Below are 23,213 nucleotides of genomic sequence, written 5' to 3' on the forward strand. Positions count from 1 at the left end.
GGCAAAAGTCTCTTTATTTTTGTTCGACTTTATCCGACATAAAGTATAGAAGTTTACATGATATCCGGTATTAAAGATCTACATAATCTATATTTCATAATTCATATTTCATACTTCATAAACCCATTCCAAGTAGAACGGAGCTTGCCCATGTTCAAGAAAATTCTGTCTCTGTTCAAGACTCAGCCAGAGCTTGTGAGCCCGCTTACCGATTCTGTTTCAGCTTCGGCTTTGCCGCCAGTTACAACAATTCCTCCGCGTCTGGCGCGTGGTCGGCGCAAAAAGAAAAAGTCCGAACCCGATTGGATCAGCGTACCGCAAGAACCAACAACCTCCGAGTTACTGCTTGGTTTGTCCAATGAATATAAAGTATTAAACGACCTGCTGGTTCCTAATCCGAAGTCTCGTTCGGGGTATTCCCAGATTGATCATGTCGTGATTGGCCCACGGGCGATCTTTGTCATCGAAACCCGGAACCTGACAACTGGAGAGATTCGTGGGGGCCGCCGCGAAGCGAATTGGTCCGTGAGCAGCAGCAGGGTCAAAATGTATAATCCACTCATGCAGCACCGCGCCCATGTTGAAGCGATTCAGGCACATCTTGGGGATTACAAGCGTGTTCGGCTGGTTTCCATGGTGACGTTCACGAATCGTTGCCGGATCAGTGTTGATCCCGCCGTAAGGTATGTCAATTCCGATGAAATGATTATTTATGATCATGAATTGGTGGAGACCATTCAGCGCAAAACAGAACGACTGGAGACAGAACTTCCGGAGACCTTATATCAAGAACAGGACACTCAGGCGATCTGGAACATGCTGAACGCAGTGAATTCAACGGATCATCAGATTCGGGCCGAGCATATGGCGAAAGCTAAAGGAATTAAATAGGCAATTTATAGGCAATTAAACCGCGAAGATACAGATACACGAGTAAAGGTGCAAGTGGATAATTTTGGAATAATGAGTCACTAGATTTACGGGGTTATCGCCGTTTTCTATGCACTGTAATAGACATGGTTTCCAAATCAGAGTAAGTTAAGGCTCGGAAAAACAAATGAAACAGGGATATTCCAGGTCACAATGCCAATCTCCGGAATATCCCTGTTTGCGTTCTATATTAACCATTAAGGTAAATGAAGCGTTTGAACATGGCTGGTGTGCATGAACCGCGCACCACCTTCAGCATCAATGACTTCAAGCAACTTGTCGTTGATACTTTTGAGCAATCCTGTCTGTTCAGGTTTGTAACCCAGATTTAAAATGATGAGTTCTCCTGCCATTTTTTGCAGCTGTTGATCGAGTGTGCGAGAGAGTGAGATGGACGAAGGCTGTATGGGGAAATGTTGATGTTCCATCGCATACGGTCTGCTATTGGAAGGAGAAGGGATAATATATTTCAGATGATGGATGGAAACATAGACCGAATGGTGCAAAGGAGAATAGAAGATAAAATAATCGTTCATGATGCTGGTAATATAACCGTGTAGCGTTCGCCCGCCAATGGAAATTTCACTAAATCTTCCGCGAGCATTCATGAGTACTTTTCGATAAGAGATGTTGTCATGGTCCATTTCGGGATCAGGTGCAGGCACGTCCAAGCTAGTTGAAGTTTCCTCTGATTTCGTAAAATGCATCGTTTGAATATGGTGAAGCGGCACATAAATGTAGCGTTGATTACCATAAACCACTATAATGTCCTCGCCTGCATCAATGACCTCGCCCTGAATAGGCAGTTTGCAACCGGACAATTCAAACTCAATATTTTTACCTAACCACGTCATTGCAGATTTCACAGTATACCTCCTCTCAATACAGCATAGCCACCCAAATATATAAGGAAAATAGGCTGATAATTAAACTGATGGGTATCACAATGAAGGTTACTTTCATATACTGTTTCCATGAGACCCGAATATGGTGGGTCCGTAATATATACATCCAGATTAAGGTGGCAAGTGTGCCTATGGGTGTTAATAATGCTCCGATGTCACTACCTAGTATATTAGCGAGATATGCTAGATGGAGTTGAGTATCACTCAAATGAAGGTCAGTAACGGCGAATGTTCCAATCATGACCGAGGGCAAGTTGTTAAACAAATTAGACAGCACCGTTAGTAATAACCCGGATACGGCAATCAGGCTGGCATTGCCTCTTTCGGCAATCGGGCCTGTGAATTCGGTAATCCATGTTGTCATCCCGGCTCGGTGAAGACTATCCACAATAATATAAATGCTGAAGGCAAAGACAAGAATATGCCACGGCGTCTGTGTGACGACATCTCTCAGTCCGGATCGTGTACGATACCACCGTACAGCAAGCATCAGAACTACACCGGTAATGGCGACAATCTCCATGTGTACACCGATTTGCTCAGCCAGAAAGTATCCTGCCCGGATCAACACAACAATCCCGATACAAACACGGAACAACCACCAGTCTACATTCGTTTTGGAGTTATCCGATTCGGATTCTGTTGTCTGCAGTGGGTGATAGCCTGATCCAGATGAACTTTGCATGGATACGGGGAACTGATGAATAACTTTGGGTATGCTTCTGCGAAAATAATAGAGTAACAGCAAAGTCATGGCGATAATTCCGAGCATGGATGGTACAAACATCATCTGAGTGTAGGTGTTCAGGTTTAATCCAACCATTTTTAAGGCAATCAGGTTAGCAAGATTACTGAGTCCGATCGGAGCACTGGAAGCTGTAGCGATGAGTGCGCCAGAGATAAGATATGGCAACTGCTGATGAATTTTAAGACGTAACATGGAACAGATTCGAATGATGATGGGGGTAGTGATTAGAATGCTGCCGTCGTTGTTGAAGAAGATAGTCATGAGAAAACAGAGTAACAGAACTAACCAGAATAATCGGAAGCCGGAACCTCGCGCCTTTTCAATCATGTTCACAGCGATCCAGCGAAAGAAACCGATGCTATCCAGAATAATGGACATAACAATGGTGGAGAGAATCGTAATCGCTGCGCCAGATACAATTTCGAAAATACCCAGAATATGCCCCAAACTGCTGACACCGGTCAGGATAAGAAGCAGCGCCCCAAGCGAAGTGGGGATCGATTCATTTAATCCGCCAGGCCGCCACATTAGGAAAATAACTGTGATGATAAATACCCCGAAGGTTAACCACAACTGGTAATCAGGCATTTACTGTGATTCACCTCCCAGGGGGAGAAGTCCTTGTGAAGACTGTTTCAGATGTTCATGAGTCTTAGTGGGCCTTCCTGGCATAACGATCCAATACAAAGGCACACCTGTCAAGACGATTGCAATAAAGATCAGCATGATCATTCCCCCCTTTAAACTGGCAGTAACTAGCTCCTCATCATTCTCAAATTACCGTTTGCCACCAGACTTATTTCCGCGATTTTGTGACTTGTTTCCACCAGACTTGTTTCCGCCAGATTTATTCCCGTGAGACTGATTGCCACGTGACTTGTTGTTGTTCGATTTATTTCCCTGAGATTTATTTCCCTGAGATTTGTTTCCGCAAGCTTGGTTGCCTGCACTGCGATTCCCTTGGGAACGATTGCCGCCAGACTGCGTATTTTGTGTTTTATTCCCTTGGCTTGTGTTTTTACCGTTGTTGCCACTGTTATTGTTGTTGTTGTTGTTGCTGCTTCCGCGAACCAGAGAAACGGATTTCACATGCTGCAAAGGTATACGGATGATCTCCTGGTTTTTCAAAGTCAGAATTAATTGACTCTGGTTGGCATCGGCCAGGATGCCTTCTACTTTTTCCGGGCCTCCACGGTTGATCTGTACAGGACGGAAGCGCAGTGCCTGCATAACTCCAAGAAATGTGTTCGCTGGAATCGGATTCCCCATAGGCCCTCTGGCTCCACCGGAACGACCTGTGTCGGTAATACTTTTAACATGAGAATCACTCACATACACAATACCTTCCTTGCAGTCCACAGCCATGTAGTCCCAGCGTACATCCATCAATGTGCCTTGCATTGCATCAGGTCCCCCACGATTAATCTTAACTTCTCTTCCAACCAAACCTCTCATTCCATGACCGTTCATAGACATTGTATTTTGCCCCTTCCCTGATATAAGTTCAGATAGGCCGCCCGACGGTTGTTCGTTGAATCCCTACCACTCGTCATTGGAGTCTGTCTGTAGTTTAATCATATGTGTACCTAGCATCTGAGGAACCAGCAGACAACCATTTATATAGTAAATTGGCAGTAATCTATGAGAAAAAAGATAATTTATAGATTGGTGTGATATGTTTTCAGCACATTAACATGATGACTTCGCGGATGGTTCCATAAATGGGCTGTGCATTCGCCCTTACGGCCTGCTGTGCTTGTGCATAGGATGATGTAATAGCCTACGGGCTTAACTCACAGGTGACCGAAAGGCGGATGGAAATGACTCTACCTGTCTACCACATCCATGTGTCGACGAATGAATACCAGCGATTAACATCGAACATATGGTCAGAAACGTTTGTGAACGGCACGATGCAGATGGACGGCAAGCAGCTTCCCATTCGAATTCGGTACCGGGGAGGACATACACGGGCCTATGTGAAAAAATCATTCGAGATTCGCACGGCAAGTCGTACGTTTCATTTCAATGCGGAATATGATGACCCTTCATTGCTACGGAACGCACTTTCATTTCAATTCTTTGAGATGATTCGTGTACCGGCACCTTCTACACACCACTGTGTACTGTATCTCAATGGTCAACTTGCAGGTGTATATTTACGAATTGAAGGCGTGAAATCTTCTTTTTTTCGCCAAAGAAGAATGCCTGTCCGGAGTATTTTTTATGCCGTAAACGATAGCGCCAGTTTTGCCCTACCATCCCGAACAACCGATTCAGGAAGTGATCTATTGTCTGGATACAGTCTGATCCGGGGTAATATGGAGGATCGCCAGAGGCTGCGCAAGTTTATTCAACATTTGAATGGAAAATCTAAAATGGATCTGTTTCGTTTTTTGCAATCCAGGGTGGATATTAACAACTATCTGCGGTGGCTGAGCGGGGCGGTACTGACAGGGAACTTCGATGGGTTTCACCAGAACTATACATGGTATGAAAAAGCAAAAAGCCGAAAATACAGCATTCTTCCTTGGGATTATGAAGGGACTTGGGGGAGAAACTGTTATGGCGCCAAGGTCAATCCGAATTTGGTTCGTATTCAGGGCTATAACAAGCTTACAGGTCGCGTGCTGGCTTTTCGTACGTTCCGCGAGCAGTATAAGAAGCTGATGAAACAACATTTGGAGCATGCTTTTACGGAAAAGAGAATTATGCCGTTGGTATATCGATTGCACGATGGAATTCAGGAAGATGTAGGTAATGACCCATATATGAAGTGGCCCATGAATGTCTTCCTTAATGAACCGGAGAAGATTCGTACGTATGTGAAAGAGCGCCGTGAGTACGTGGGCACCGCGTTGAGACAGTTGTAAAAGGATGCCCAGGCTGCCTTGGGTATTTTATTTTGATACGTTATATAAGTTGAACTATTCTTTTTACACGTTAACGAAGAGGACAGAAAAAACCTGGAAAAGCGAAGCGTTCGCCTTTATCGCCGGATTTTCCCCTTGAAAAAGGGAACCAAAAAAAATCTGGGGATAACAGCGATTGAAAGGTTATTCTGTCATCGAAGTGGACTGTGTAAAATTTTTAGTTCAACTTATATAGCATGTTTTTGAGCAGTCGATTGCAGGTTAGAATTTGAGGTTAATACTAAGAATGAGAAGAAGGTAACGATGTACAGCAGGAAAATGCGATATAATAGTCGTATTGGTTACGTGAAATTTTACATAGCTTTAAGGAAAGAGAATAACGGAGCTTATGGTGTGAAAGGGATGTAATATTGCCAGTAACGTGCTCCGGGCCGGAGGAATGGGAATGCTCAAGCTGTTTGTTCACTTGAAAAAGTACCGAGTCGCCGCCATTGCAGCATTGGTTATGATGCTGATTGAATTAACGGTGGAGTTGGCTCAGCCTTATCTGATCTCCAAAATCATTGATAATGGCATTCAGCAGGGAGATCTGGGCGTCGTATGGATGTGGGGTGGCGTGCTGGTTGGCAGTGCGGTTATCGCGTTTGCGGCCGGGATTGCCAGTTCGTTCTTTGCCTCGCATGCGAGTCTTGGATTTGGGTATGATCTGCGAGAGAAGCTGTATGACAAGATGCAAACGTTTTCCTATGCCGTGTTCAACCGATTTGCGACTTCGTCGCTAATCACCCGGTTAACCGGGGATGTGACCCAGGTGCAGGATACCATCTTTATGAGTCTTCGCTTCATGACCCGTGTTCCGCTGGTGGTGATTGGCAGTATGATCATGGCGATCGTAGTGAGTCCGCGATTGGGATGGCTACTTGTTGTCATGATGCCGGTGCTGCTTGTCGTTGTAATTTGGATGCTAAAAAAAGCGGCGCTGCTGTTCCGCAATGTGCAGCGCAGACTGGATGCCGTGAACGGTGTCATCCAGGAGAATCTGACAGGCATTCGGCTAATCCGTGTTTTTGTACGGATGGGCCACGAGATTGAACGCTTTGCCATCTTCAGCGGCAAGCTGATGAAAGGCACAATCTCTGCGCTGCGCCTGACGGAGACAACAATGCCATTCATGCTGTTAATGATGAACAGTTGTATTATCGCTGTGCTCTGGTTTGGTCGGAGAGACATCGTTTCAGGTTCAGCAACCGTTGGTGAAGTTGTTGCAGTCATTAACTATCTGCTACGTACCATTGGAGCATTATCCATGTTATCGTGGATTCTGGTCACCTTTTCACGGGCGAGCGCTTCAGCACAGCGTCTGAATGAAGTGTTTGAAACCGAGGATACGTCAGAAACGGAGCGTACGGGTCAGCGGGTACGGGCCGGACATACAGATACCCAAAGTTCATTGAATCATGAGCACAACTCTGGCTCGATACAGCATAAGCAGGAGCAGCGCACCATACAAGGTGAAGTCGAATTCCGCGGCGTTGGCTTCAGTTATCCCAATAGTGAGATTAAAGTGCTGGAAGATATTACGTTCTCTGCAAAAGCAGGTGAGCGGATTGCTATTATGGGAGCTACCGGATCAGGAAAATCCTCTCTGGTGCAACTCATTCCACGCTTGTATACGGAAGAACAAGGTGAGGTGCGCATTGATGCTGCAGATGCATCCGAGCTGGATTTGCCTACCCTTCGTAAATCGATTGGTTATGTTCCTCAGGAAGTGGTACTATTCACGGGTTCTGTGCGTGAAAATATCGCATGGGGACGAGAAGATGCCACGATGGGAGAGATTGTGGAAGCGGCCAAGCGGGCTCAGATTCATGAGACCATTGAGCAGTTGCCGAATGGATATGATACGTTGCTCGGTCAAAGGGGTGTTAACCTTTCGGGTGGACAAAAGCAGCGCCTCTCCATTGCGAGAGCTTTGGTGCGCCGTCCAAGCATACTTATTCTGGATGACAGCACAAGTGCACTCGATGTAGCTACTGAGGGCAGGCTTCTAGATGCACTTGAAGACCTCTCCTGCACAACGTTTCTTATTACACAGAAGATCAGTTCAACCACTTCGGCCGATCTGATTCTGCTTCTGGATGATGGACGATTGATTGGACAGGGAAAACACGAAGACTTGATGGAGTCGTCGGAGTTATACCGCCGAATTCATGAATCACAATATGGGGAGGGCGCACAGTATGTTCAAAGCATTCATTGAGCCTTTCCGTCAGCCACGGCCTGTTCTCGATTCCGAGTCACTCCGTTCAGGAGGCCAGCGTAAGCCGAAAGCGAGAGCCAAAAACTGGTCAGGCACACTTGGCCGGATCTGGAGCTATCTCTCACGTCGTAAAATAAAGCTTTCACTAGTGCTGCTGATGGTATTTGCCAGCTCTGCGCTGGCTCTGCTTGGGCCTTATATGGTGGGCGTGGCCGTTGACCAATTTATTGCCGAAGAAGCGACCAGTTCAAGCTGGACTTGGTTTCTGCTCGGACTGGTAGCGGTGTATGTACTCTTTTCGCTCACATCCTGGCTGCAGAATATTTGGATGATCGAGATTGCTCAGGAGACAGTATTCCGTATGCGTTATGATCTGTTTGCTCATCTGCATAAGCTGCCGATTCCGTTCTTTGGCAAGCGCCAGCAAGGTGAGATTATGAGCCGGGTCACCAACGATATCGAGAACGTCAGCAGTACGCTGAACAGCTCGGCCATTCAGATTTTTTCGAGTGTGTTAACGTTAATTGGCACATTAGGTGTGATGTTGTGGCTCAGCCCGTTGCTCACGTTGCTCACCTTTATCGTTGTACCTCTAATGGCTGTGGGGATGCGCTGGATAACGCGCAGAACGGGACCGCTTTTCAAAGAGCGGCAGCGCAATCTGGGGGAACTCAACGGTTATATTGAGGAAACGTTATCCGGGCAGCGGATCATTAAGGCATTTTCGCAGGAAGAACGGGTCATTCGCGGCTTTGAGGAGCGTAATATGCGCATTCGCATTTCCGCATTCTGGGCTCAGACGATTTCAGGTTTTATTCCAAAACTGATGAACGGACTCAACAACCTGAGCTTTGCAATCGTAGCGGGGATTGGCGGTATTTTGGCGATACAGGGTTCCGTTACGGTAGGGGTCATCATTATTTTTGTAGAGTATGCGCGCCAATTCACACGTCCGTTGAACGATCTGGCGAATCAGTGGAACACGCTGTTGTCTGCGATCGCTGGGGCAGAGCGGGTGTTCGAAGTGCTGGATGAAGATGAGGAGTCGAAGGATGAAGGAGCGGCAATTGCCTTGGATAACATTCAGGGCAACGTTCGGTTCGATAAGGTGTCCTTTGGATATGATGAGGGTCGTAATATTCTACGCGACATCAGTTTTGAAGCGAAGCCGGGCGAGATGATTGCATTGGTCGGTCCAACAGGAGCAGGAAAAACAACGCTGATTCAGCTCTTATCCCGCTTTTATGACCCGACAAGTGGAACGATTACGGTGGATGGGCACAAGATGACAACCATTCGGCGGGAAAACCTGCGGTCGCACATGGCGTTTGTATTGCAGGATTCATTTTTGTTCCAGGGAACGATTCGTGAAAATATCCGGTTCGGACGTCTGGATGCAACCGATGAAGAAGTGGAGATTGCCTCCAAGCTGGCGAATGCACATTCCTTTATTATGCGAATGAAGAACGGGTATGACCGGGTGCTTCAAGCAGATGGGAGTGGCATTAGCCAAGGACAAAAGCAATTGCTTGCTATTGCCCGGGCAATCCTGGCTGATCCGTCCATTCTGGTATTGGACGAGGCGACCAGCAGCATTGATACGGTGACCGAGATCAAAATTCAGGAGGGGCTGGAACGTCTGATGCATGGCCGCACCAGCTTTGTCATTGCACACAGGCTGAACACGATTCGTCAGGCCGACCGGATTTTGGTGCTTAAGGATGGGAAACTGCTGGAGCAGGGCTCACATGATGAACTGCTGAAACAGGGTGGATTTTATAGTGAGCTGTATAACAGTCAACTGCGGAAGAAAGCACAATAGAGTGTAGCTAGCTTGAAGCAAGCTTGAAACAAGCAGGAGAGTCTTGGAAAGGGAGAGAGAGACTCTTCCTTCCGGTATACACAAGGTAATGCTAACTCAGGCTAGCGATGTAACAGCAGAAGGATTGGAGCCCGGAAGGGGCTTCAATCCTTTTTTTGATATGTTGGATATGCGCAGTAAAGAAAGAAAAATCGATTCTTGACAGAGAGGAAGTCACAGTTGTATATTTAGCTCATGAATAGTTAGATATCTAACATTTAGAGGTTGACTCTGACCGAGTAAGTAAGTAAGTAAGTAAGTAAGTAAGTAAGTAAGTAAGAGAACAGTGATGAAACAATTTAAAGAAGAACAAGAACAGGAGGGAGAGAATTCATGCGCAAAAATACGCCTTATTCGGATCTGTTCCAGACGATCGGTATTAAGATCAAACGCAAAGCGGATGATCAGGTCAATGAACTGGGATTGAACGCTCAACAAGGAAGAGTTATTGGATATATCTACGAGCATCAGGAAAAAGGATTAATACAGAAAAATCTGGCGGATGTCTTCAACCGCAGGGATGCAACGATTACAAGCATGTTAAAAGGATTGGAGAAGAACGGTTATATCGTTCGTAAAATTCCAGCGAATAATGAGCGGCAAAAGAATCTGTACGTGCTGCCGAAGGGCGAGCAAGTGATTCAGGATATAGAGCAGATGTTTGCCACCGTGGAGAACGAGATTGTGAAAAGTTTGACGGATGAAGAGCAGGCAACATTGATGCGTTTGCTGACCAAGGTTAATCAGAATTTATAAGTTTGATTACGGTAACTGGGGATATATAGAGCAGATGAACTGCTCTTAAGCTAAAACTTAGAATTCAAACTATTAAAACTCTATCAATTTAGTTGTTAATATAGGTGTAATTATGGCTGTAGTTGTACATGTAATATGAAAGTAATTATGAATGTACATGTATCAAGCTTTACATTTCTTTGCAGAATATTATGAACTTAAATGTGTTTTTTTAAATTAATACTTAGAAATCTAATTGTTTGACATTTAAGAAAGGTGGAAGTTAACATGAAAGAAAAACATTCAAACTCCTATTATCTGGACAAAGCGCCTGTCCACAAGTCGATTATGCATCTGTCCATTCCGATGATGCTGGGTATGTCAGCGGGAACGTTATACAATCTCATCAATGCGTTTTTTATCGGTCTGGTTCATGACACGGGTATGTTTAGCGCCATTACACTGGGCTTGCCGATCTTTACGGTATTAATGGCTTTTGGCAATATGTTCGGGGTGGGCGGTGGCACATTCATTACACGCTTAGCGGCAACGGGAGAGCGGGAAAAGGCGAAACGAGTCGCAGGATATTCCTTTTACTCGAGCTTGGGCGTTGGTTTGCTGATTGCCCTGATCTCATGGTTGTTCATCTCACCTATTGTTCAGGGACTGGGAGCCGATCAAGCTGTATATGAGTACACAAGTCAGTATGCGATTACACTTCTGGGCGGAGGAGCTATCGTTATTCTTAATTTTGCGCTGGAACAGCTCGTTCGGTCGGAGGGTGCTTCGAAAGAATCCATGATCGGCATGTTTATTAGCATCGCAGCGAGCATCGTTCTGGATGGGCTATTGATTCTTGTATTGAATTGGCATGTGGTTGGAGCTGCATTATCCATTGTATTAGCCAATGCTTGTTCTGCGGCCTATTATGTTTGGTTTTTGTCCCGTCGCAGCGAGAATTTGAGAGGGTTTCTGGGACATTGGAAACTTCAGGTCAAAGACCAGATGGAAGTATTCAAAATCGGAGTTTCCGAGTTGCTACAGACCTCTTTTCTAATCGTATCTACACTACTACTGAACCATTATGCCATGATTTATGGAGAAAGCGTAGTCGCTGGATTTGGTATTGCTTTACGGGTTGTGCAGCTTCCTGAGTTTCTTGCAATGGGGATCTTTATGGGGATTATCCCACTGGTCGCACACAGTTTCGCGAGTCAAAAGTTTGGTCGTTTAAAAGCTACGTACAAACAGGCCTCGCTGTATATCATCGGTATTGGTGTTCTTTTTATAGGCATTGTATATATGTTCAAGGAACCTGTCATTCGGTTGTTCTCTTCGGATGCAGCCGTACTGGAGGCGGGAAGTTCAATTCTGGTAGCGATGTTGATCTCTGCTCTGTTCACTGGATTAACAGGATTGTTTACAGGTATTTTCAAAGCGGCAGGAGAAGGCATCCCGACCAATGTCATGGCAATATGTCAGGGTACGCTGTTTATTCCAGTCATCATTATTTTTCATCAATCTTTTGGCCTTACAGGCATCATCTGGTCTATGACAGTAACAGAGATCATTACAAGTGCGCTGGGACTTATCCTGTTCGCTTACCACTACAGACGCATCAATAGAATGCACAAACAGATTGCTGTTTGAAAGGGAATATACATGGATATATACTAATTAATTAATGGAAAAGTATACCATGACGTGATAGGAACAGGTGGATATACTGAAATGAGTTTAATGTTTACAAGGAGGTTGTTCATCTGTTTTGAAAAATCCTAAACTTGCAAATTGGCTTATATTCTTCAATGTTATTTATGGATTAACTCTTGTAGCCTATCCGTATGTACTGATGATGAGTTTGTTTTTTTATGCCTATCGGGAGTCTGGTGACCACCCATTGTTAGATACGATAGCAGCAATCCTTATGGCTACGTATCCCATGGGTGTATTATTTTCCTTCGTATGCTGGGCGTTCTATCATTCGGGCAAAAGCAAATGGGCTGTCGCAACTGCGAATTTGTTTCTGTTCTGGGTGGTCGCTTTTCTGATCGTACTGCTTCTCTCGGATTCTTTGTTTTAATAGAGTTACGTTATCCTACCCGTGAATCCATAGTCTTTACAACAAAAGTACGCAATCCTAAAATGTATACATCGTTAAAAGGAAGTTCCATAAAAGGTAAAAGGACGAAACCGGATAACCTGGCTCCGTCCTTTTTTCATGCACTCTTTCCTTTGGCATTTTCGCCAACTGAAAATTCAGCAGGTTACTTTCCAGTTATGCACTTCCCGAACTTGTAACGGCTGGTGCCTGCGAATGAAATCTTCCACCAGTGCAGCCATATCCGTGGCGCCTTCGTGCAGTACCTTTTTGCCTGGATACATCGCATAATCTCCACCGCCTGCCGCGCGATAACTGTTCATCACCACGGAGTACTTCTTAGCCATCCCCAGCGGCTTTCCTTCACGTTCCAGCTTCACAACCCGGCTGCCCACAGGCTGGGAAATGTTCAGTTCATAATCGATGCCTGCCCACATGTCGTAGTTGTAGTGTTGAGGTTTGGGCTGCATATACGCCGGGTTAACGACTACTTTGCCGGAGGTGTCCAGTTCGAAATAACGTGCCGTCTGCTCCAAAGCCTCCCGAATATCTTTCCCGCTGAGTTCAAGCACTGTCAGGGTGTTGGGATAAATGAAGTTCGATAACACATCCCGCACCGTAATCTGCTCGCCGAATCCACGAGCTTCTTCGCTAAGCATCGCCGTATTGGAAAGCTGAGCCCCTGTTGCTTCCATCTGCACCTGATGTACAAAATCAATAAAAGGATGCGCCTGCAGCCGCAGCTGTGTGGCACTGGAGATCGATAGATCACCGTCCCCGGCGACTTCGCCAATCGGCTGATCTAGCCAGGTTTGTGCCGAAGCTTCCAGTTCATCCGTCAGCTTCATTACAACAGGATCGGGTTTGATATCAGGATGTTCATCTAAAAGCAACAAGCGCGCTTGTTTGTCCGCCACTAACCACTTGCCGTCAGGCGATTGCTGAAGTTGCACAGACACATGACCTAATCCACTGCCATTAAACCCTGGCTGAATCACGGTGACCCCATAAATCTCGGCAGTCAACTGGCGATGCTGATGCCCCGTGAGCAGTACGTCGATGCCTTCAATCTCTCGGCAGATTTCGTACGCCTGATTTTCTCCGGTCAAGCGCTCGGCAGCTTCTCCCGTCTCCAGATCACACTCAAATCCCCCGTGATAACTGACCACCAGCACATCAGGCTGTTCATATGCTCGAATGTACTTCACCCAAGCACGAATCGTTTCCAGCGCATCCAGGAAGTGCAGCCCTTCAATATTTTTCGGATGCTCCCAGTTGGGGATGTAATGTGTGGTTGCACCGAGCAATGCGATTTTTACACCAGAAGAGAGAGTTTTGATCATATACGGTTCGCCAAAAGCCGGAATACCTGCTCCATCAGGGGCAAGCGGCAGTGCTGAAACTTGTTGCTTGTCATCTAAACGCTCGCTAGTAGTTTCATTCTCGCTGGAATCTACTCGATACGTATGAACAACAATTGATTCATCCTTCACAATATTGGCAGACAGCCAAGGAAAGGAGGAGCCTTCGACCGCTCCGCGCAGTAACTCCTGACCATAGTTAAACTCATGATTGCCCATTACTGCCGCATCGTATCCCAGCTCATTTAACACGTGAATAAAAGGATGAGTCTGCACTTTGGAGCCATGAGAAGCCGCATAAGAAGCTAGAGGAGAGCCTTGCAGTAAGTCTCCATTATCAATTAGTAGTAATTCATGCGACCGTTCACGTTCCTGCCGAATCAAAGAAGCGAGCAGGGCAAGACCTGCATGACGATAAGCATTCGTATTGTAATGGATCGGGCGAATCGCTCCGTGGAGGTCACTGGTGAACAGGATATCAAAGTTTGTCGTAGGGGGAATGTGGGTCATTTTACAATCTCCTCTAATATATAAGTTTAGATATATGGCATAAACCGTAGAATGAAGCGGAAGAAATAAACGAAATAACGGGCGGTAAGCCTTAAACTAAGCCTATTTCATCCAGATTCCTCGACCATAATGAGCCTATTTTAACAGAAGAATGTTACGTTGACAGCCTGCCAGGAAACTTTACAAAACTCCAAATTTCGTTTCACATCACGCAAATATTCGCCAATTATAGTAGATAAGTATTGAAAAATAGAAAAACTTTTGGAGGGTGTTCGATTGAAGAAGTCTGCTTTATTTTTACCATTGTTGATTTTGGTTCTGTTCCTGAGTGCGTGTGGGTCTAACGCTACATCCAATTCGTCAAACGGCGCTGAAGCCAATTCAAGCGCGTCCGGCACATCAACCGACACAGCAGAGAAAGACAAAACCGCTGAAGGTTATGTCCCTACGGAACTGACAGTGCAATTCGTTCCTTCCCAGAATGCAGACACCCTTGAAGCAAAAGCAAAACCGCTGGAAAAACTGCTTGGCGACAAGCTGGGTATCCCTGTAAAAGTTAGCGTATCCACGGACTACAACACGATTATTGAAGCGATGGCTTCCAAAAAAGTAGATGTAGGTTTCCTGCCTCCAACGGCTTATGTCCTTGCGAAAGAAAAAGGGGCAGCACAAGTTATTTTGCAAGCACAGCGTTTTGGTGTGAATGATGAGACTGGCGCTCCGACAGAGCAACTGGCAGATTCGTATAAATCCATGATTATTGTGAAAAAAGACTCCCCGATCCAATCGGTTGAGGATCTGAAAGGTAAGAAAATTGCTTACCAGAACGTAACGTCTTCCGCTGGTTATGTATGGCCTGCAGCCTTGCTGCTGGATCGCGGTATCGATCCGTTGAAAGATGTACAGCCTGTAACCGTTAAAGGCCATGACCAAGCTGTTCTTGCCGTGCTTAACGGTGACGTAGATGCAGCAGCTATTTTCCAGGATGCCCGTAACACGGTTTCCAAAGACTACCCGAATGTGTTTAAAGACACACGTGTCCTTGCTTTCACTGAGCCTATTCCTAACGATACGATCGCCGTTCGTACCGACATGAATGCAGATTGGACAGCGAAGATCAAACAAGCCTTCATCGATATCGGTAAAGATACAGAAGGTCACAAGATCATCAAAGAAATCTACACACACGAAGGTTATGTGGAGTCCGATGACAGCAAGTTTGATATCGTGCGCCAGTATAACGAGAAAGTAAAAACCGAGTAGTTTTCCGATCCGACAAGCGATTCGTGACTTTTGCACAGTGAACAGGCCAGTTCAGCGTAAATGACGCTGTTCTGGCTTGTGCCGTTATTATAAGTTTCTACTATATAAGCTGAACTAAAGATTTTACACAATCCACTCCGATAACAGAATAACCTTACAATCGCTGTTATCCCCAGATTTTTTTGATTCCCTTTTCCAAAGGGGAAAATCCGGTGATAAGCGTATGCTTCCGATGTAGCTTTCTTACAGAAAGCTTTCAGGCGAACGCTCCGCTTTTTCAGATTTTTTCTGTCCTCTTCGTTAACGTGTAAATGAATAGTTCAATTTATATAGAAGCAGCGAAAACGATATAAGTTGAACATTTAATTTACACATTATTCTGTCATCGAAGTGCCTGTGTAAACCATCCTATAGTTCAACTTATATCGATAAATATTATGGATGAAAGAAGGATTAACGCGATGATTGAGCTTCACAACGTGACCAAAACATATTCGAACGGCACGAAAGGCCTCAATAACATAAATTTGAAATTTAAGCAGGGAGAATTCATCGCTGTGGTCGGTTTGTCTGGTGCAGGCAAGTCTACGCTACTGCGGTCGATCAACCGGCTACACGATATTAGTGAAGGTGAAATTCTGATTAACGGTAGCTCCATCACCAAGGCACAGGGCAAACGTCTGCGTCTGATCCGCCGGGATATCGGCATGATTTTCCAGAGCTTCAATCTGGTGAAACGATCCAGCGTGCTACGCAATGTACTGGCTGGTCGGGTGGGGTATCATTCCACACTTCGTACCATTTTGGGTCGTTTTCCAAAAGAAGATGTCGAACTGGCCTTTGATGCACTGGATCGGGTGAATATCTCCGAGAAGGCTTACTCTCGTGCAGATCAGTTGTCTGGTGGACAACAGCAGCGTGTGGCGATTGCCCGTGTACTCGCTCAGGAAGCAAAAATCATTTTGGCCGATGAACCGGTTGCCTCACTTGATCCGCTGACGACGAAACAGGTCATGGATGACCTTAAACGTATTAATCAGGATCTCGGCATTACAACGATTGTTAACTTGCACTTTATTGATCTGGCGAGAGAGTATGCGACACGTATTGTTGGTTTGCGGGCAGGAGAGGTTGTATTTGACGGTCCGGTGGAAGAGGCAACGGATGAGCGTTTTGCTGAAATTTACGGCAGACCGATCCTGGCGGATGAATTGCTTGACAAGCAGGCTGTGCATGAGCAGGGAGAAGTACTGGTATGAAGGGACAATCCAACGTTTCACTTGAACATGAAGGGCGTGCGGGCGTGGGTAAGGAACCTGGGTCAAACCCGAGACAAATTGTGAATCGCCCCAAACCACCGGGGAAGACCAAACATCTGCTGACGCTAGTAATCATTGGGTTACTCTTGTGGGCGAGTGCGAAGCAAACGGATGCGAGCTTTGCGGAACTGTTCACAGGTGGCCCGGAGATGTGGAAACTGCTGAAGGAGATGTTTCCGCCCCGCTGGAGTTATTTTGACAATATCGTTCAGGGGATGCTGGAGACGATTCGCATGGCTTTACTGGGAACAACAATCGGTGCCATTTTTGCGATTCCCATCTCGATTATCTGTGCAGGAAATCTTGCGCCGAGCCGCTGGATCTATTATCCGGCACGTTTTCTGCTGAATTTGATTCGTACGGTTCCCGATTTGCTGCTGGCGGCGTTGTTCGTCGCTGTATTTGGGCTGGGACCGATTCCGGGTATTTTCGCGCTGGCTGTATTCTCTGTAGGTCTGATCGCCAAGCTTACGTATGAGACACTGGAGACGATTGACAAAGGTCCTCTTGAAGCGATGACTGCTGTGGGCATGAACCGTATTCAGCTTATTGTCTATGGTGTCGTGCCGCAACTTTCAGCCCAGTTCACGTCCTATGTACTGTATGCCTTCGAAATTAACGTACGCGCCGCCGCCATCCTTGGACTCGTTGGAGCGGGTGGTATTGGACTATATTATGAAGCGACACTTGGATTCCTGGAGTATGACAAGACAAATACCATTATTATTTTCACACTGGCCATCGTTCTGATTATCGACTATGTGAGCACTAAGCTGCGGGAGAAATTGTTATGATGAAAAATGAAGCGAGCCGTATTCGGCCAAGATCCAAGCCACGGAAAAATCCACTGCGCTGGCTTATCGTTCTACTGTTAATTCTGGTCTATGCGTGGGCGCTTGCGGGCGTACCTTTTACCGGATTCAAGGAAACCGCTGGACAGATCATGAAGGCTATTATTGCCGGCATTTTCTCGCCCGACTGGAATTTTGTTTATTTGCCTGAAGGCGAAGATTTGCTGCGTGGACTGCTGGATACACTCGCGATCTCCGTGCTGGGTACCGTCATCTCTGCTGTGCTTTGTATCCCGTTTGCTTTCTGGTCTGCACGGAATATGAGTGGACATCGGGCAATCTCGGGTGCGGGTAAAATGATGCTTAGTTTCATCCGTACGTTTCCCGAGATTATTATGGCTCTCTTGTTCATTAAGGCCGTGGGACCCGGATCATTCGCAGGGGTGTTAGCCCTAGGACTGCACTCGATCGGTATGCTGGGTAAACTGTACGCGGATGAGGTTGAAAATATAGATTACGGCCCGTCCGAAGCGTTACTGGCTTCCGGAGCAACCCGATTGCAGCAGCTATGGTTTGCTATCTTGCCGCAGGTTATTCCGGGATTCCTGAACTATACTTTGTATCGGTTTGAAATTAATGTCCGTTCTGCCACAATCCTCGGTGTAATCGGCGCGGGTGGTATCGGTACACCGCTGATCTTTGCACTCAGCACACGCAACTGGCCGCGTGTCGGCATTATCCTGCTCGGTATTATCGTGATGATCACGATCATTGACCTGATCTCGGGGTATATCCGGAAGAAGCTGGTGTAGAGGACGTTATACTTTCTTGCCCGTAACAGAGAAGACATAGAAGTGAAATGTTTTAATCCGTAATAATCACTAGAAGCATCTTGTGCATTCGCATGAGATGCTTTTGGTCGTTGTTTCATATGATTATGGTTATGAGTGAACAAGTTATTACTGTACCTTATTATTAAGATCATTTACTGATCTATACGAAATTTATTAGTATATAAACTTATTTGGAATAAATGTTAAAAATATATTCTTAATATGATAGTGTATAGTTATACATTGGATAATGTAATGGAGGGATTTAATGAGGAAGAGTAATAACCTATTATGGATATCTATATTTATGTTTATCGTCGCCATATCTCTTCTTGGTTGCTCAGACATGCAAACAAAAATGAACTTCAGCGGAGAGAGTGAACATTGGAGTGGAGAATTAGATACCACAGTCACAAAGGGAGCAGGGGAAAACGGTGAATATATCATTTCTTACAAAAGAGATAATCTGGAAGATGTGAAATGGTCCAAAATAAACATAAATGATGGAAAAATGATTAGACAGGAAGACGGATTAACTTCAAAATCGATACAGTTTCCTATAATTAGCACAGAAGGCTCCATGGCTAGTACTGAGGACGACCAAATAGTTGTGATTGAGTGGAAAGACACGAATGGTAAAAAGTATCAAGAGGATATAATTTTAAAAGCGAAGTAAAAGCGAAGATTCGAAGATTTATGTTGCATTATACTGGATAAACTTTGTACGGGTCGTAATTGAAAATAGGGAACACGGCCATATTGAAGAGAATCGAAGGAAATTGAAGTAAATCGAAGGGGATAGAAGAGGATTGCAAAGTCATTTGTAGGTGAATATGGCCGCTTGACAAGTTGGAACGTACATAATGATGTTGGTCATGAGATTTGAAACGTTAATTTATTGTTAAAGAAATAAGCCTTTTGTGAGGAGGTAACGATTCTATGGAAACATTTTATGTGATATGGACCGTGTTTATGGTGCTAATCTTGCTGTATCGAATGATCTTTCAGAAGTTTAAAAAACATAACCGGGAAAATATCGGACTCAGTGCGATTCTCATTATTTTTACGGGAAGTAGCTATTCTCTCACGCAGATGAACCTCATATTGGTCATTGGTATCTTAGCCTTAGCAGCTTATAGTACAGTGTGGAATAGTATTCTTTTTGTAAGGAAAGGTTATGAGAATCCGCGTCTAAGATGATTCTCGAAGCAGGTGCGCTAACGATCACCAGAAACCTTATTTAGCTAAAAAAAGCCTTTTTGAAATTCTAACGATCCGTACGGACGCTATTTGTTGCAATAAGCCCGATTTATCCCTCAAAACACTGAAGAATAGCCAAATAGCGTCGCTGGTGATCATTAGAATGTATAAGCCTGCAAAAATGGCCAAATAAGCTCTCTCATGATCGTTAGCGCTGAGGGAGTAGAGAGTTCAAGGGTTCATTGGTACGCAAGGAATAATACCATAATACAACCACGATAAAACCAATATACAACCACAATAATACCATAATACAACCACGATAAAACCAATATACAACCACAATAATACCATAATACAACCACGATAAAACCAATATACAATCACAATAAAACCGAAACAAAACTGCAATAGAAACACAAAATAGAACAATCAAAAATCTACAAAGACCTAAAAAAGACTACAAAAACACAAAAAAACCGAAACCACCGGAGCCTGTTTTCTGACCACCGGACCGGTTTAGGTTTTTTGTTACTGCTCGCGTTCTACTTAGCTTAAACTACTTTCTTCGTTCCTATTAACATTCTTCGTTTCGTTAAATCTAAGTTATTGCATAAATTTCCGTTTTCGTAGTTTTTCGGTTTCGGCGCTTACTTTCTGCCTCTACTCCTACTTTCATTTCCGCGCTTGCGACTTCTCTAGTAGTATTCCTATGCTTACTTTCTTTCACTCTTACTTTTACTTTGAAACTAGCTCGCCAAAGGCAACGCTGCTTTGCTCACCTGTACCGTAATAGTTTCCGTACTGGTCACGCCTGCGGCGTTGATCAATTCGGCACGATACGTGTATGTTCCGTTCGCATGACCACTCAGATCGGTTTTCGCCGTTTGAGCAGATGGTGTAGCAGCGTTCAACGCTTGCGTATCAATCAGTACATCATTTTCATAAAGACGGTACTCAGTTGCGTTGGTACCCCACCAGAGGTTCATCGTTACGGTGTAGTTGCCATCGCCGTCCCAATTGTTTTGAGATAAAACGGCTTTACTTGGAGCAGCATTCGCAATTTGAACCGTCAACTCGTCACTGCGAGTAGCACCTTTGTCGTTGATCAACTCGGCAACATACGTATAGGTTCCGTTAGCTTTGCTTTTAATCTCTGTTTTCGCAAACTGGGAAGAAGGAGAAGCCGCCGTTAACTTTTGCGTATCGATAAGGATACCATTCTCATAGAGCTTATACTCGGTAGCATTTTCGCCCCACCACAGATTCATGCTGACGTTGAATGAACCATCAGATAGTCCGGTGGTATGTCCGTTATCGGATGAGAGCACTGGTTTACCCGGTGCGTCTTCAGCTGGAGTAGAAGGGTTTTCGCCTCCACCTTGTTCTTCCGAAGCTACAATGTCATTCGAGCTTCTTGGTTTCAATTGAAATACGTCTTTGAAAATAGCTGAAATACCTGTGATATCAATCTTGTCACCAGCAACAAAAGGGAAAGTTGTTTCACTTACACCAGTACGTGTATCCATACGCACATGTGTGCTTGTCCCGTCAGCAGCTACCGCATCAAATTCAAATGAACCAGCAGGTGTAGCACTGATAATATTCTGTACTGTTACATTTTTTAATTGAACAAGCTGACCTTGATTGGCATCACTAATGGCTGTAACGAGAGTTGGAGCCGGAACAGTAGCTGTTCCTGTTTTCTCAATCGCAACCACATCAGTTAACTCGAACTCGCTGTTGTAGATCGTTGTTGGTGCAGTCACTTTCACTTTGTCACCTACGTCGAACCCACTGGTGTGCTGGAACACGTAGATTCCCGCCGTATCATCCTGAAGATAGAAGGCTTGTCCACCGAAAGAACCCGGCTTCGTTGTGACAACACCTTCAACGGTAACTGTGGTACCTACTGCTTTGGTACGTGCTTCGGCAACGCTAATTGTTGCTGGAATTGGACCTTGTTCTTCTGGAAGCGGCTGTGCGGGTACATTAGCAATGCTCACCGCACTGGTAATCAGGTTGCTTCCGTTCAGGCGCAGACGCAGGCTGGCATTGCCATTCGTGTCTGGTTTAATGCGAACGTTCAGATCCTTGATTGCACGGCCTTTGCTGTCTGATGTTACGCTAAACACCGAGCTGTATCCGTACGAAGTTGGCCATGTTCCACTATCATTTTGGATCATCGCTACCTGTGTTCCACCTGTCAGATAGATTCCGGCGCTGTAACCGGTAACCGTTGTGTTTGGTGGCATATTCTCAACCACAACACGAATCTGGAAGTCTTCGGCATTAGGCAATGTATCCTGTTTCACGAAGCTGTAAGCTGCGTTAGCACTGGATGCAGGGCCGCCATAAGATCCTGGCTTGAACGTGGAACGATCATACCACTTGTATCCGGCCGCAGGTGCAGCCCAAGGTTCAGCTTGTGGTTCAGTAGAAGCCGCTGGCTCTTCGAATGGTAACAGCGCTGTAGCTGTATCCAATGTAAGGCCGTTTACTTCGGACAATTTAGTATAGTTTTCTTGTGTAGCCAGCCAGTTTACGGTATTGACGAGCAATACGGCATCATCGACTTCCTTGAAACCGTCATATGTCGTTTTGCGTGTGCCTGTTTCTTCGCGCAAATATTTCGGGGATGCATCTTCCACCGGGGAAGAGTCACCGATGAAGGCCGCTTTACCTGCACCGAGTTTGGATACAGCCACATAAGGACCTTCTTCGATACCGCCACCGTTATATACACCTTGGTCTACGGCGTTATTCCATTTGGCATTCGTTTTTGGCAAGTACACAATACCTTTGGCTTTCTCTGGGTCTGTGATCGCCAGCGTGGAGCCTGCGTGCATTGCTACAGCAGAGACGCCTTCCGTAATGCCAAATGATTGATCCGCAGGTACGATGATATTGGCGTTAATATCGCCAAGTGCGTTATAACGGAAACGTACGCCGAAGTTATCCGACAACCAGTCCGTACTGGTTACATCTTGCATGGCTGCTGAATTGCGCTCATCTGCGCTCATGCCTTTGGTTGGGTCTTCGTATGCACCGCGGCGATAGCCGTTAATGACTTCCGAGCCATCCCAGCGGTTTTTGTTACGGTCAGCGTTATAGTGATCTCCAACAAAGAAGATACTTCCGCCCGTTTCAACATATTGTTTTAATGCCGCCTGTTCAGACGTTTTGAAAGGAATTTGAGGTTCTGCAATGACAAATACGTTGTATTCTTTCAGATCATCATAGGTAAAAGGTGTCGTTTTGCGCAGTTCTTTTACGTAATAGCCGTCGTTCGCCAGAGCATTACCGAAATCCGAGAAGCCACCATCAATAACCCAGTCAGCTGCTCCGGCAGTTTGACCGTGCGAATTGTCGAACAGTACTTTTTTGCCAGCATTCTCGTTAACTACCTTGGCTTGAATGAACGGTGCCGGGTCTGTCGGTCCTTCCGCATGAACCGAAGCATCTCCGTTCCATAATCCGATCTGAAGTGGCAAAGCCATGGATAATGCCAGGAGTGATTTTA

General features: G+C 45.4%; 18 protein-coding genes. 13 read left to right on the top strand and 5 right to left on the bottom strand.

Annotated elements, in window-relative coordinates:
- Positions 1-150: 150 nt before the first annotated feature.
- Positions 151-891, top strand: coding sequence for a nuclease-related domain-containing protein (locus tag AB4Z30_RS10260; protein WP_441925887.1), 741 nt, complete (start codon positions 151-153; stop codon positions 889-891).
- Between the two features lie 236 nt (positions 892-1,127).
- Here AB4Z30_RS10260 and AB4Z30_RS10265 read toward each other — a convergent pair whose 3' ends face one another.
- The 3 genes from AB4Z30_RS10265 to AB4Z30_RS10275 all read right to left on the bottom strand — a co-directional run bounded on the left by AB4Z30_RS10265 (position 1,128) and on the right by AB4Z30_RS10275 (position 4,059).
- Complete coding sequence (locus AB4Z30_RS10265) at positions 1,128-1,796, bottom strand: DUF2642 domain-containing protein (protein WP_441925889.1); 669 nt, start codon at positions 1,794-1,796, stop codon at positions 1,128-1,130.
- Positions 1,797-1,809: 13 nt separating this feature from the next.
- The gene (locus AB4Z30_RS10270; RefSeq protein WP_441925891.1) at positions 1,810-3,171 is read right to left on the bottom strand and encodes an arsenic transporter; all 1,362 of its coding nucleotides are present in this window, start codon (positions 3,169-3,171) and stop codon (positions 1,810-1,812) included.
- 189 nt (positions 3,172-3,360) lie between these two features.
- Positions 3,361-4,059, bottom strand: a complete 699-nt coding sequence (locus tag AB4Z30_RS10275; protein ID WP_441925893.1) for a DUF6897 domain-containing protein — start codon at positions 4,057-4,059, stop codon at positions 3,361-3,363.
- Between the two features lie 338 nt (positions 4,060-4,397).
- Between AB4Z30_RS10275 and AB4Z30_RS10280 the strand changes: the two genes are divergently transcribed.
- The 6 genes from AB4Z30_RS10280 to AB4Z30_RS10305 all read left to right on the top strand — a co-directional run bounded on the left by AB4Z30_RS10280 (position 4,398) and on the right by AB4Z30_RS10305 (position 12,395).
- On the top strand, positions 4,398-5,456 hold the full coding sequence (locus AB4Z30_RS10280) for a CotH kinase family protein (protein ID WP_441925895.1): 1,059 nt from the start codon (positions 4,398-4,400) through the stop codon (positions 5,454-5,456).
- Positions 5,457-5,895: 439 nt separating this feature from the next.
- Positions 5,896-7,716, top strand: a complete 1,821-nt coding sequence (locus AB4Z30_RS10285; protein ID WP_441925897.1) for an ABC transporter ATP-binding protein — start codon at positions 5,896-5,898, stop codon at positions 7,714-7,716.
- Positions 7,697-9,538 carry an ABC transporter ATP-binding protein gene (locus AB4Z30_RS10290; protein ID WP_441925899.1) on the top strand — a complete coding sequence of 614 codons (1,842 nt, stop codon included), beginning with the start codon at positions 7,697-7,699 and terminating at the stop codon, positions 9,536-9,538. Before AB4Z30_RS10285 ends, AB4Z30_RS10290 begins: the two co-directional genes overlap by 20 nt.
- Positions 9,539-9,910: 372 nt before the next feature.
- The gene (locus tag AB4Z30_RS10295; RefSeq protein WP_441925901.1) at positions 9,911-10,333 is read left to right on the top strand and encodes a MarR family winged helix-turn-helix transcriptional regulator; all 423 of its coding nucleotides are present in this window, start codon (positions 9,911-9,913) and stop codon (positions 10,331-10,333) included.
- Between the two features lie 267 nt (positions 10,334-10,600).
- On the top strand, positions 10,601-11,962 hold the full coding sequence (locus tag AB4Z30_RS10300; RefSeq protein ID WP_441925904.1) for an MATE family efflux transporter: 1,362 nt from the start codon (positions 10,601-10,603) through the stop codon (positions 11,960-11,962).
- Between the two features lie 118 nt (positions 11,963-12,080).
- Entirely contained in the window at positions 12,081-12,395 is a 315-nt protein-coding gene (locus AB4Z30_RS10305) for a hypothetical protein (RefSeq protein WP_441925906.1), read from the top strand.
- A 176-nt stretch (positions 12,396-12,571) separates the two neighbouring features.
- Here the strand turns inward: AB4Z30_RS10305 and AB4Z30_RS10310 are convergent, their stop codons facing one another.
- Positions 12,572-14,284 carry a bifunctional metallophosphatase/5'-nucleotidase gene (locus AB4Z30_RS10310; protein WP_441925908.1) on the bottom strand — a complete coding sequence of 571 codons (1,713 nt, stop codon included), beginning with the start codon at positions 14,282-14,284 and terminating at the stop codon, positions 12,572-12,574.
- Between the two features lie 276 nt (positions 14,285-14,560).
- On the opposite strand from AB4Z30_RS10310, the gene AB4Z30_RS10315 reads away from it, so the two are divergent.
- From AB4Z30_RS10315 to AB4Z30_RS10340, 6 genes are all read left to right on the top strand, one after another.
- Positions 14,561-15,547 (top strand): phosphate/phosphite/phosphonate ABC transporter substrate-binding protein, encoded by a 987-nt coding sequence (locus AB4Z30_RS10315; RefSeq protein WP_123063040.1) that lies wholly within the window; start codon positions 14,561-14,563, stop codon positions 15,545-15,547.
- Positions 15,548-16,008: 461 nt separating this feature from the next.
- Positions 16,009-16,806 (top strand): phosphonate ABC transporter ATP-binding protein, encoded by a 798-nt coding sequence (gene phnC, locus AB4Z30_RS10320; protein WP_441925911.1) that lies wholly within the window; start codon positions 16,009-16,011, stop codon positions 16,804-16,806.
- Positions 16,803-17,660, top strand: a complete 858-nt coding sequence (gene phnE, locus AB4Z30_RS10325) for a phosphonate ABC transporter, permease protein PhnE (protein ID WP_441925913.1) — start codon at positions 16,803-16,805, stop codon at positions 17,658-17,660. Before phnC ends, phnE (AB4Z30_RS10325) begins: the two co-directional genes overlap by 4 nt.
- Positions 17,657-18,469, top strand: coding sequence for a phosphonate ABC transporter, permease protein PhnE (gene phnE / locus AB4Z30_RS10330; RefSeq protein WP_441925915.1), 813 nt, complete (start codon positions 17,657-17,659; stop codon positions 18,467-18,469). The genes phnE (AB4Z30_RS10325) and phnE (AB4Z30_RS10330) overlap by 4 nt, the downstream gene beginning before the upstream one ends.
- A 289-nt stretch (positions 18,470-18,758) precedes the next feature.
- Positions 18,759-19,166: a hypothetical protein gene (locus tag AB4Z30_RS10335; RefSeq protein ID WP_441925917.1), complete on the top strand. Its 408-nt coding sequence runs from the start codon at positions 18,759-18,761 to the stop codon at positions 19,164-19,166.
- 263 nt (positions 19,167-19,429) lie between these two features.
- The gene (locus AB4Z30_RS10340) at positions 19,430-19,690 is read left to right on the top strand and encodes a hypothetical protein (protein ID WP_441925919.1); all 261 of its coding nucleotides are present in this window, start codon (positions 19,430-19,432) and stop codon (positions 19,688-19,690) included.
- 749 nt (positions 19,691-20,439) lie between these two features.
- Here AB4Z30_RS10340 and AB4Z30_RS10345 read toward each other — a convergent pair.
- Positions 20,440-23,190: a chitinase N-terminal domain-containing protein gene (locus AB4Z30_RS10345; protein WP_441926592.1), complete on the bottom strand. Its 2,751-nt coding sequence runs from the start codon at positions 23,188-23,190 to the stop codon at positions 20,440-20,442.
- Positions 23,191-23,213: the final 23 nt, after the last annotated feature.

Origin of the sequence: Paenibacillus sp. 2TAF8, from assembly GCF_052114825.1 — a bacterium.
Lineage (GTDB): Bacteria > Bacillota > Bacilli > Paenibacillales > Paenibacillaceae > Paenibacillus.